The following is an 11,835-nucleotide window of genomic DNA, read 5'->3' on the forward strand; positions in this document are numbered from 1 at the left end:
TTGAGGTACCAAAGTATGGTATCTCAACATTTTACATGTACATAAATAACGTTTAAAAAATTGCTTTTAAATTTGATTATCTTTACTGGACCATTATCAATTTTTTCACCACATTTAAGGCAAAAAATATTTTTATTTTTAGTTATTTCTGAGTATGATTCGTCAAACCGTAATGATCCATACTTTATAAAGCTTTTCCAGCCAGTTTTACACAATTTACGCCTATTATCATAGTCAGCATAAACCCACTTTAATAATCTGTGAAAATGAAAAGGATATTTTGTATAACTGAGAAATCTCTTTGAAAGACCAAGAGATAATGCATAGTTTTCAAAAGTATTCTCTATTCGATCCTGAAGTGGATTCAATATTTTTGTGCTTTTGTAATTATAACCATTAGTTTTTAGATATTCTCTCAAATAGTCAAACATATAACCTCTGCAGACATGTATTTCCTCATTTTTGTCTACTTTCATTTGGTCTAAAAAACCGATTGAAATTTCAGCGGCTTTATGCAAATACAATTTTTTGCTAAAGTTATCCTCCGTATAGTATGTAAGAGGTATTATATCATAATGGTATTCATTAGTTTCGACTCTCATAACACCAATACATGTCCCACCGATTAAGCTTCCACTTCCAGCGTCATCAATCTGTATCACATTATCACTCCTTGCTTATATATTAATTTTATATTAAAATCATATTAATTATTCAGTACATGAATGTAATAATATAGTAGGAGGATGCGTATGAATGTTTTGCTGACAAACGATGATGGCGTCTTTTCTGATGGCATAAACCAATTGGCTGGTTTTTTAAAAGATTATTATAATGTTGTTGTCGTTGCACCTGATAGAGAAAGAAGTGCTGTGGGACATGCCATAACAATGCATAAGCCTTTGAGGATTAAGAAAATCAAAGATGATGATAATATTAAAATTTTTTATGCAAATGGAACTCCGTCAGACTGTGTGAAACTGGGAATAGATGTAGTTATGGATAAAAAGCCAGATATCATAATTTCTGGTATTAATAATGGCTTCAATTTAGGTACAGATGTCTTATATTCTGGGACAGTTTCGGCTGCAATGGAAGGAGCTATTAATGGTTATCCTTCGATTGCATTATCGCTGGAAGCTGAGGCTAAATTATCAAATAAAGCTATGCTTTATATCAAAAAACTTATAGATAATGTTGTACAAAATGGTCTGCCAAAAAATTGTTTATTAAATGTAAACATACCGAATGTAGGTAGTGGGTTTAAGGGTATAAAAATTACAAAATTAGGCCATAGAAATTATACTGAGAATTTTACAAAAAGAATCGATCCACGAGGTATGGATTATTATTGGCTGGCAGGAAAAGTTTTAGAAAATGCCAATGACGAAGATAGTGATATAATCGCTGTTAAAAACGGTTTTATCTCTATAACTCCAATACAACTCGACTTAACTATGTATAGCTTCATTGGTAATTTAAAAAAGTGGGATATGTCTATCTGAATTTTTGAAGCAAGAAATTTATTATTAAATTTATTGGCATTTTTTATTCATCGATTGCAGGATTTTTTGCTTACGTATAGAATATTTTATATGTGGTACTAATTTAAAATCAAACATAGAAAGGGTATAAACTATGGATAAAAATGCTGATATAATTAAAAGGATTCAAGATAATTATGCACAGTTAAGCAAAAGCCAAAAAATTATAGCAGAATATATAATAAACCACTATGATAAAGCTGCCTTTATGACTGCAGCAAAACTGGGCAATAGCATAAATATAAGTGAATCTACGGTAGTTAGATTTGCAAATACTTTAGGTTATGATGGCTATCCTGAGCTTCAAAGCGCTTTACAAGAATTGATAAAAAACAAACTTACTACTGTTCAAAGGCTTGAAATGACAGATGAAACAGATGAAGTTTCTATTTTGAACAATGTGCTAAAATCTGATATAGAAAATATCAAAGCCACAAAAGAAGAAATAGATAAAAATTCATTCAAAGAAGTGGTTGATAATATTTTCAAGGCAAAAAGAATATACATAATCGGTTTTAGAAGTTCTACTGCCATAGCCGAGTATTTAGGTTTTTATCTAAATTTGATACTTGAGAATGTAATATTAGTAAAACCCGGCATATCTGATGTTTTTGAACAAATGCTTAGAGTAAATTCAGAGGACTTAGTAATTGGTATAGGATTTCCAAGGTATTCAAAAAGGACATTGGAAGTTATGAAATATGCTAAATCTCAAAATGCAAAAATAGTTGCCATTACAGACAGTCTTATATCACCGCTTACTGAAATTGCCGATGAAATACTTTTGGCCAAGAGTAATATGGCATCATTTGTTGATTCATTAGTTGCTCCATTGAGTCTTATAAATGCACTGATCGTTTCTGTCGGTATTAGAGAGAAAGATAAGATAACAGATACATTTGAAAAATTAGAAAATATTTGGAATGAATACGGAATATATTTGTCGAAGAATATTTAATTCTATAAGAGTCTAATAAGGCCTTAATTGATTTGCAGGAGGTTTATTGATGTCTACTAGATTGTTTATCGTACGGCATGGTGAAACGTTATGGAATAGGCAAAAAAAAATTCAAGGTGCAAGTGATACTCAACTTTCTGATGAAGGAATGAAGCAAGCTTACTTGTTGTCTCAAAGATTAAAAAATGAAATAATAGATGTGATTTTTTCCAGTGATTTAGACAGAGCATATAAAACAGCAACTTTTATTGCAAAAAACTTTAACTTAGATGTTATAAAATTGCCAGAGCTTAGAGAGATATCGTTCGGTGTTTGGGAAGGGCTTACGGTAGATGAGATAGAAAAATCATATAAGGAATTGTATCATACGTGGAAAACTAATCCGCCAGAAGCTACAATTGAAGGCGCTGAGACGTTAAAAGCTGTGCAAGATAGGATATTGAATGCCACGAATAAAATCATAGAACAATATAAAAATAAAAATATACTAATCGTGTCACATGGAACAACAATCAAAGCTTTAATTTTAGGTATGCTAAATTTGGATTTAAGTTTTTATCCTAAAATAAGACAAGACAATACAGCATTAAATATAATAGATGTAAAAGATGATGGAAATTGCGTTTTAGTTCTGCTGAACGATACATGTCATTTAAGGGAGCGATAATAATTGAAAAAAGTCTTTGTAATTGGCTGTGGCCCTTCAGGAATGATGGCTGCCATAATGAGTTCTCTAAAAGGCAATGAAGTTGTAATTTTTGAAAAAAATGATAGACCAGGGAAGAAACTCATGATAACAGGAAAAGGCAGATGTAATATAACAAATTCAGCTTCAATAAAAGAAATTATTGAAAATACGCCAACAAATGGCAAATTCCTTTATAGTGCTTTAAATAGCTTTTCTAATGCTGATTTAATTGATTTTTTTAACAAGAATGGTTTAATGACTAAAGTTGAAAGAGGAGGAAGAGTATTTCCCGTTTCAGATAAAGCAATTGATGTACTGGATGTCCTTTTAAGACTCATTAAAGAAAATCATATTGAAATTAGATTCAATAGCAAAGTTACTGATATACTGATTGATGGTAAATGCGTCAAAGGAATAATTGTTAATGGCAAAAAAGAATTTTGTGACAGTTTAATACTGGCATCTGGTGGAAAATCTTATCCTTCTACAGGCTCAACTGGAGATGGGTATGATATGGCAAAAAAATTGGGCCTCAAAATAGTAGAACCACATCCAGCATTAGTCCCTCTTATAACCATTGAAGATGTCAGTGAAATGATGGGATTAACACTTAAAAATATTAATGCCAAATTGTGTATAAATGGAAAATTAGTTAGAGAAGAATTTGGCGAAATGCTGTTTACACATTTTGGATTATCAGGTCCTGTAATATTGACACTAAGCAGCTTTTTTAAAACTGTTGAAGATGGAGATGTTGTAATAAAAATTGATTTAAAGCCAGCTTTAAATCATGAGAAGCTGGATGAAAGGCTTCAAAGAGATTTTAAAAAATATTCTAAAAAAGAGTTGAAGAATTCTTTGAATGATTTGCTTCCACGTTCATTGATACCTTATGTGATAAGGGTAAGCTCTTTAAATCCTGATAAAAGAGTTTCAGAATTATCAAAAGCGGAACGAGGTGCTTTAGTGAATGTTATAAAGGATCTCGTGTTTCGCATAAAATCTAAGCGATCTATAAATGAGGCCATAATCACTTCTGGAGGAGTAAGCACTAAAGAAATAAATCCTAAGACAATGGAATCAAGGCTTATTAAAGGACTTTTTTTTGCCGGTGAAATAATTGATGTAGATGCATTGACTGGCGGTTTCAACCTCCAAATTTCTTTTTCTACTGGTTATTTAGCAGGAATAAATTCCTGAAAATAAACCTTCTTTGCATTTTCTTATATATTTTGCATAAAATATATAAGAATGCATAAGGAGGATTATTATGGGAAAAAGAGTTAAAAAGTCAGCGCACGTATATTATTTGAGCTTTGACAATATGATAGCCTTTTTTGTCATATTGGGATTTTTAACTATGGTAGTGACTCAAGTATTAATGTTAAATGATAACATTAGGGTTTTTTTAAATTCTACCGAAAAAATAGAAGGTATAAACATAAACACATATCTATCAAATGATGGAACTTTGGAATTGGAATTAATTAATTTGGATAAGGCACCAAAGGCTTTTATATTGATAAATGGAGATCCAAAGTACAGCTTTAAGGAGAAAAAATTAAAAATCAACATAAAACAAGGCGATCTCATTGAAATGGATGGAACAAACTACAATCAAACATTATATGTTAAAGTAATTGATTCAAGCGACAATGTAATAGAGCCACAGAAGACAGCAGTCATAAAAGTCAACGGTGATATAGAAGTCATTGGCAAAGTGAGATTGAGATGATATTGTTATAACACGATTTTTACTATATAATTTATAAAGAGAGAAAAACGGAAAGGAGATTGATGTCTTATAAAAGCCATTAGAGGAGCAATAACAACTGAAAATACTAAAGAAGCAATTTTTCATGACACAATTTCTTTAATTGATGAAATTTTTCGCATCAATAAAATAAAAAGCAGCGATGTTATATCTATATTTTTTACTGCGACAAAGGACATTGATGCAGCTTATCCTGCAGAAGCATTAAGACATAATGGAATTTCGAATATTCCAATGATGTGTTTTCAAGAAATGAACGTAAAGAAAAGTCTTGAGAAATGTATCAGAGTCGTAGTGTTTATTAATTGTGAAGATGATAAAGAAGTTAAGCACATATACATGAAAAATGCTAAATTATTGCGATTGGACTTATTAAATATTAAGGTTGCAATTGATGGCCCGGCTGGTGCAGGAAAAAGTACAGTTGCTAAGGAATTGGCAAAAAAACTAAACTTTACTTACATAGATACAGGGGCTATGTATAGAGCTTTGACGTATAAAGTGGCAATTGAAAATATCAACCTAGAAGATAAAAATAAAATAGTAGAATTGGCTTCCAAGATTGATATTGACTTGAAAAACGATAAGGTACTGTTAGACGGTATGGATGTTACAAGCGAGATTAGGACACCATCCATTTCTGAAAAAGTATCATATATTTCAATGATACCAGAGGTAAGAGAAATAATGGTAAAGTTGCAAAAAAGGCTATCAGATAAGGGTAGTGTCGTAATGGACGGTAGAGATATAGCGACAGTTGTGATGCCAGATGCACAATTTAAATTCTTTTTGACTGCCAGTCCTGAAATTAGGGCAATGCGTAGATACAATGAACTGACAAGTAAGAAAATACCTGTTAAGTATGATGATATATTAAATGATATAAAAAAAAGAGATAAGAATGATACTGAAAGAGATGTTGCACCATTAAAAAAGGCTGATGATTCTATTGTTATTGACACTACAAACATGAGTATTGATGAAGTAGTAAGCAAAATGTACAATATTATAGCTAATGGGTAAAGGGGGTATCTCATGTTTTATTATATAGCCAAATACATCGTTCTTTTTATTATAAATATAATTTTTAGAATAGAAGTAGATGGCTACGAAAATATTCCTGCCTATGGTCCTGTAATTATTTGTCCTAATCATATTAGCTTTTTAGATCCACCTATTGTTGGTGCCGTTTTTACCAGAAGAATTTTTTTTATGGCAAAAGCCGAGCTTTTTAAAAATCCTTTATTTAGATTTATTTTAAATAAAGGTTTAGGTGCTTTTCCAGTGAAAAGAGGCACATCAGATTTAACCGCTATAAAAATTGCTCTAAATCATTTAAAAAAAGGACATGCTATTGGGATATTCCCAGAAGGAACCAGGAGCAAAACTGGCCAATTGCAAAAGGCTGAGCCTGGTGTATCGCTCCTGTCAGTAAAAGGAAAGGCACCTGTATTGCCGATCGGAATAAAGTCAACTTATAAACTTTTTTCAAAAGTAACAATAAAGATCGGTAAACCTATTTATTTTGAAGAATATCAAAATGTACATTTAACATCGCAAGATATGGCAAACATAGGTGAAAAGATTATGCTGGAAATTTCAAAGTTAATTTAGGAGGAAACAATGAAAATATTGATAGCTGACAATGCAGGATTTTGTTTTGGGGTAAAAAGGGCAGTCAGAATGGCCTATGATCAAGTGAATAATAGTGATGATTCTAAGACCTATGCATATGGAGAGCTTATTCATAATCCGCAAGTTGTAAAAGACCTTGAAGACAAAGGAATTAAGACTATAGAACACATCGATGAATTAGATGAAAATAGCAAGATACTTATTAGGACGCATGGTATACCGAAAAAAATTTATGAGGAATTAAAAAATAAAAAAGTAGAAATAATCGATATGACTTGTCCTTTTGTAAAAAGAGTCCAAAAAATAGTCAATGGATACTATAAGAAAGGATATTCTATTGTTATAATAGGGGATAGAAATCATCCGGAAGTTATAGGTGTAAATGGATGGTGTAATAATTCAGCTTATGTTATCCAATCAACTGATGATGTAAATTCATTGCCTTTTTTAGATAAAACCTGTGTTGTTGCGCAGACAACTATAACGCAAAAAATGTGGGAAGATATCTTGGATTTGTTGCATCTTAAAGTCAAAGAATTAATATCATATAATACAATATGCGACGCTACTAATAAAAGGCAATCATCTGCTGAAAAAATATCTAAAGAAGTAGATATGATGATCGTCATAGGTGGAAAGAATAGCTCTAATACGCAAAAATTAAAAAAAATATGTGAAAAGAATTGTGATAAAACTATACAAGTTGAGAGTGCTGATGAAATTGATTTGATTACTCTAAAAGACGTTGAAACAGTCGGCATTACTGCTGGTGCATCTACTCCAGATTATTTAATACAGGAAGTCATTGATAAGATTACAAGTGGAAGAAAGGAAGAATAAAAATGGATGATTTTATGAATGAATACACTTTTAATGAGATCCATTCCGGTGATATAGTAAAAGGTAAAATCATTAAAATACTTAACGATGGAATTATAGCAGATATCGGATATAAATCTGATGCATTTGTACCTAAATCGCAATTATCACTTAATCCTAATATAAGAATAAGTGATGATTTTAATGTAGGAGATGAAATCGATCTATATATAATAAAAAGAGAAGATGAAAATGGTGATGTTTTAGCTTCAAAAGTAAAAGCAGATACCGAATTAGCTGAAGAAAGATTAAATACATCATTTAAAAATGGAGATATATTAAATGGAAAAATAATTGAAGTAGTAAAAGGCGGTGTTGTTGCCGAAGTATTAGGAGTTAAAGCATTTATACCAGCATCACAACTTGATATGCATTATGTGGATGATTTAAACTCATATTTAGGAGAAAAAATTGAAGTAAAAATTATTGATTATATTCCAAGCAAAAAATTAGTTGCATCAAGGAGAATCGTTTTAGAAGAAGAAAAAAACAAAAAGAAAGAAACATTGCTAAAAAACATACGGGAAGGCCAAGTTATAAACGGTGTAGTAAAATCAATTACAAAATTTGGTGTCTTTGTTGATTTAGGTGGTATTGATGGTTTGATTCCATTAAGAGAGATTTCTTGGAGTAAAAATGTGAATATAAATGATGTATTGCATATTGGCGATAGAGTAGATGTTTATGTTGATAAAATAGATCAAGAAAAAATAACGCTAAGTTTGAAAAAGCTTTTTCCAGATCCGTGGGTGAATATTAATGAGAAGTTTAAAGTTGGAGATATTATATTGGGTATTATAACAAATGTGACTACATTTGGTGCTTTTGTAGAGATTTCCGAAGGGTTAGAGGGATTAGCGCACAAAAATGATTTAATAAAAAATGTCAAAGAGTATAAAATAGGGGACGAAATTACAGTCGAAATAATTAGCTTTGACTCAGAGAAGAAAAAGTTAAGCTTGAAGGAAGTTGAAAAAAACAGTGAATCTTATGACTTAGAAAGAGAAGAATTAAATGTAACAATAACGGACAGAATACAAAACATAAATAATTATTCATAGGTGTTATGTAAAATACCTTGACAAAAGACAAAAATCTGATAAAATTTATCTTATTGAATATCTATACTTTTAAATGCGAGGAGGCAAGATAAAAGAATGAATGCTTTGGGTCGCCACATACTGGCAGAGATTTATGGTTGCGATGAAAATGTTCTTGATGATTGTGAATTAATAGAAGACATAATGGTAAAAGCAGCTATAGAAGCAGGTGCCGAAGTCCGTGAAGTTGCTTTCCATAAATTTAGCCCCCAGGGCGTTAGTGGAGTCGTTGTTATTTCTGAATCACATATAACAATTCATACTTGGCCGGAATTAGGGTATGCAGCTGTTGATGTGTTTACGTGTGGAGATAATGTCAATCCATGGAATGCATGTAATTATTTAACCAAGATGTTGAAGGCGAAGAATATGACTGCTACTGAAGTAAAAAGAGGGGTTTTTGAACAACCTGTCAAAGTTGTAAATTTGTAATTTGCAAAAAAATTATTTTATGTATATTTGATAATTTATGTGTTAATAATATTAATGAACCTCACAAAATACATTGAGACCCCCTTTACATCATTTGAGTGGCTAAGTTTAGCCACTTTTTTTATCATTGTTAGACACTTGGAGGTGTACTTGATTTGAATTATGACGAGTTTTTGCAGAAAATATTTAATTTAACGGGTATAGATTTATCTCTTTATAAAGAAAAACAAATGAAGAGAAGAGTCGATTCGTTTATAGCAAATAACAATTGTAAAAATTACGATGTTTTTTATGAGACATTAACTAAGGATACGAAAATTTACAGAGAGTTTTTGAAATATATTACGATAAATGTGACAGAGTTTTTTAGAAATTTAGAACAATGGATGATTTTAAAAAACGAAATATTACCTAAAATTATCAAAAAGAACATGAAGATTTGGAGTGCTGCTTGTTCTACAGGTGAAGAAGCATATAGCCTTGCTATGTTGCTTTCAGATTTTATAGATTTAAGGGAAATCAATATTATTGCTACTGATATTGATGATGTAGTGCTTGAAAAAGCAAAAAAGGGGATTTATAGCAATAAAAGTATTGAAAAAATTCCAGAAGAATATATGAAATATTTCGCTAAATTAGATGAAAATAATTTTGTTATTTCTGAAGAGTTGAGAAAAAATATTGTGTTTAAAAAGCACAATTTGTTACTTGATAAATATCCAGATAGCGTAGATTTGATTGTATGTAGAAATGTATTAATATATTTTAATGATAAAGCTAAAGAAGAGATTTATAAAAAATTTTATTCTAGCTTGAGTACAGATGGAATCCTCTTTGTGGGAAGCACAGAACAAATCATTTTTCCTTACAAATATAATTTTGCTCCAATAAAAACTTTTTTTTACAAAAAAATTTCTAAGTGAAATCGAGCTTAAATTTGCATTGTTCTTATAGTATAATATTATTTGAATTAGAGTAAGCCTTTATAGATAAATACATATAGGTATTTATAATAGATTTTAATTTTGCGGAGGTATGCATCTGATGAGTGAAAGAAAAGAGATTATAGTTACAGAAGAAGACATAAAAAAACAAAAAGATATAATAAATCAAATGGCTATTTTAAATAAAGATAAATATTTAAAATTTCACATAGAAACATATGGATGTCAGATGAACGTCCATGATTCAGAGAAATTAGCTGGTATGTTAACAGAAATGGGATACCAACATACTGATAATTTAGAAGATGCTGATGTCATACTTTTTAATACTTGCTGTGTCAGACAACATGCAGAAATAAGGATCTTTGGAAGAGTATCTCAACTTAAAGAGCTTAAACAAAGAAAACCAAACATTATTTTAGGTATTTGCGGATGTATGATGCAGGAAAAAGAAGTTGTAGCGGCAATTAGAAAGGATTATCCATATATTGATATGGTTTTTGGGACGCATAATTTGTTTAAGTTCCCAGAAATTTTACAGGAAGCGCTAAATTCCGACACAACAGTTATCGATGTTTGGGATGATAATAGCAATATTGTAGAAGATATTCCTATAAGGCGCGCAGAAGGTTTAAAGGCATGGGTAAATATTATATATGGATGCAATAATTTCTGCACGTATTGTATTGTGCCGTATGTGCGTGGAAGAGAAAGAAGCAGAGAACCGAAAGATATAATAGATGAAATAAAGTCATTAGCCGATGAAGGATTTAAAGAAATAACATTGCTTGGACAAAATGTAAATTCTTATGGCAATGATTTATCGCAAAAGGTAGATTTTGCTGATCTTTTGTATATGATAAACAATATAAATGGCATAGAAAGAATCAGGTTTATGACTTCACATCCAAAAGATATTTCTGACAAATTAATTTTTGCCATAAGGGATTTGGACAAAGTATGCGAGCATTTGCATCTACCTGTACAGTCTGGAAGCAATAGAATTCTTGAGAAAATGAATAGAAAGTATACGAGAGAAAGATATTTAGAAATAATAGAGAAACTAAGAGATAATATACCAGATATTGCAATAACAACTGATATAATAGTAGGATTTCCGGGAGAAACAGATGAAGACTTTCAAGATACATTAGATCTTGTAAAAAAAGTCAAATATGATTCTGCGTATACATTTATTTACTCAAAGCGAAAGGGTACAGTAGCAGAAAAGATGCCTGATCAAGTAGATGAAGATATTAAGCATAAGAGACTTGAAGAACTGATAAAACTGCAAAACTCAATAAGCATAGAAAAGAACAATGAGATGAATGGAAAGATTGTAGAAGTGTTAGTTGAGGGAACTAGCAAACGAGACAGTGATAAGCTTACTGGGAGAACGAGGACAAATAAGATTGTTCATTTCAAAGGAGAGTCTAACTTAATAGGTAAATTTGTCGATGTTAAAATAATTGAAACAAAGGCTTGGACTATGCAAGGTGAGTTAATAAGTGAACAAATATAATAAAAATATTATCAATTGAAAAAACAATAGAATTGGGAAAAAGTTTGGCGGATTCTGACGTTATTAGCGAATTAAGGGATGCAGAGATTGCATTTTTAAATGATAAAGAAGCACAATTACTTCTTTCAAAGATAAAAAAGCATGAAAAAAATAGGAAACAAGGCGTCGAGTTGAACTATCTTAAAGAAGAATTATTTGAATTAGATAGTTATAAGAGGCTGATAAATGCACAGAAAGCTTCTAAAGAGTTAATGACTGAGATAAACAGTATATTGAATTTTTATATAAATGGTATAGACCATAAATGTGATAAAGATTCTTGTGCGAATTGTCATAGGCATTGTGCGAATTGAGTTTTG

14 protein-coding genes are annotated in these 11,835 nt (G+C 30.8%); 13 read left to right on the top strand and 1 reads right to left on the bottom strand.

The window, feature by feature from the left end:
- Positions 1-23: 23 nt before the first annotated feature.
- Positions 24-662 (bottom strand): hypothetical protein, encoded by a 639-nt coding sequence (locus THEXY_RS06310; protein WP_013788005.1) that lies wholly within the window; start codon positions 660-662, stop codon positions 24-26.
- Between the two features lie 90 nt (positions 663-752).
- Here THEXY_RS06310 and surE point away from each other — a divergent pair, with 90 nt between their 5' ends.
- The 13 genes from surE (at position 753) to THEXY_RS06375 (ending at position 11,829) form a co-directional block, all read left to right on the top strand.
- Positions 753-1,505 (top strand): 5'/3'-nucleotidase SurE, encoded by a 753-nt coding sequence (gene surE / locus THEXY_RS06315; RefSeq protein WP_013788006.1) that lies wholly within the window; start codon positions 753-755, stop codon positions 1,503-1,505.
- Positions 1,506-1,638: 133 nt separating this feature from the next.
- Positions 1,639-2,502, top strand: a complete 864-nt coding sequence (locus THEXY_RS06320; RefSeq protein ID WP_013788007.1) for a MurR/RpiR family transcriptional regulator — start codon at positions 1,639-1,641, stop codon at positions 2,500-2,502.
- A gap of 49 nt (positions 2,503-2,551) precedes the next feature.
- Positions 2,552-3,169 carry a histidine phosphatase family protein gene (locus tag THEXY_RS06325; protein WP_013788008.1) on the top strand — a complete coding sequence of 206 codons (618 nt, stop codon included), beginning with the start codon at positions 2,552-2,554 and terminating at the stop codon, positions 3,167-3,169.
- A gap of 3 nt (positions 3,170-3,172) precedes the next feature.
- A complete protein-coding gene (locus THEXY_RS06330) occupies positions 3,173-4,390 on the top strand; it encodes a BaiN/RdsA family NAD(P)/FAD-dependent oxidoreductase (protein WP_013788009.1) in 1,218 nt (405 codons plus the stop codon).
- 70 nt (positions 4,391-4,460) lie between these two features.
- Positions 4,461-4,925 carry a hypothetical protein gene (locus THEXY_RS06335; protein WP_013788010.1) on the top strand — a complete coding sequence of 155 codons (465 nt, stop codon included), beginning with the start codon at positions 4,461-4,463 and terminating at the stop codon, positions 4,923-4,925.
- Positions 4,926-5,003: 78 nt separating this feature from the next.
- On the top strand, positions 5,004-5,987 hold the full coding sequence (gene cmk / locus THEXY_RS06340; RefSeq protein ID WP_268257781.1) for a (d)CMP kinase: 984 nt from the start codon (positions 5,004-5,006) through the stop codon (positions 5,985-5,987).
- Positions 5,988-5,999: 12 nt separating this feature from the next.
- Complete coding sequence (locus THEXY_RS06345; protein ID WP_013788012.1) at positions 6,000-6,578, top strand: lysophospholipid acyltransferase family protein; 579 nt, start codon at positions 6,000-6,002, stop codon at positions 6,576-6,578.
- Positions 6,579-6,587: 9 nt separating this feature from the next.
- Positions 6,588-7,439, top strand: coding sequence for a 4-hydroxy-3-methylbut-2-enyl diphosphate reductase (locus tag THEXY_RS06350; protein WP_013788013.1), 852 nt, complete (start codon positions 6,588-6,590; stop codon positions 7,437-7,439).
- Positions 7,440-7,441: 2 nt separating this feature from the next.
- On the top strand, positions 7,442-8,539 hold the full coding sequence (locus tag THEXY_RS06355) for a 30S ribosomal protein S1 (RefSeq protein WP_013788014.1): 1,098 nt from the start codon (positions 7,442-7,444) through the stop codon (positions 8,537-8,539).
- 96 nt (positions 8,540-8,635) lie between these two features.
- A complete protein-coding gene (speD, locus tag THEXY_RS06360; protein ID WP_013788015.1) occupies positions 8,636-9,010 on the top strand; it encodes an adenosylmethionine decarboxylase in 375 nt (124 codons plus the stop codon).
- Positions 9,011-9,165: 155 nt separating this feature from the next.
- Positions 9,166-9,933, top strand: coding sequence for a CheR family methyltransferase (locus tag THEXY_RS06365; protein WP_013788016.1), 768 nt, complete (start codon positions 9,166-9,168; stop codon positions 9,931-9,933).
- Positions 9,934-10,054: 121 nt separating this feature from the next.
- Positions 10,055-11,476, top strand: coding sequence for a tRNA (N6-isopentenyl adenosine(37)-C2)-methylthiotransferase MiaB (miaB, locus tag THEXY_RS06370; protein ID WP_013788017.1), 1,422 nt, complete (start codon positions 10,055-10,057; stop codon positions 11,474-11,476).
- Positions 11,477-11,502: 26 nt separating this feature from the next.
- Positions 11,503-11,829: a YlbF/YmcA family competence regulator gene (locus tag THEXY_RS06375; RefSeq protein ID WP_268257782.1), complete on the top strand. Its 327-nt coding sequence runs from the start codon at positions 11,503-11,505 to the stop codon at positions 11,827-11,829.
- Positions 11,830-11,835: the final 6 nt, after the last annotated feature.

Origin of the sequence: Thermoanaerobacterium xylanolyticum LX-11 (assembly GCF_000189775.2) — a bacterium.
In the GTDB taxonomy this organism is placed as follows: Bacteria; Bacillota; Thermoanaerobacteria; order Thermoanaerobacterales; family Thermoanaerobacteraceae; genus Thermoanaerobacterium; species Thermoanaerobacterium thermosulfurigenes.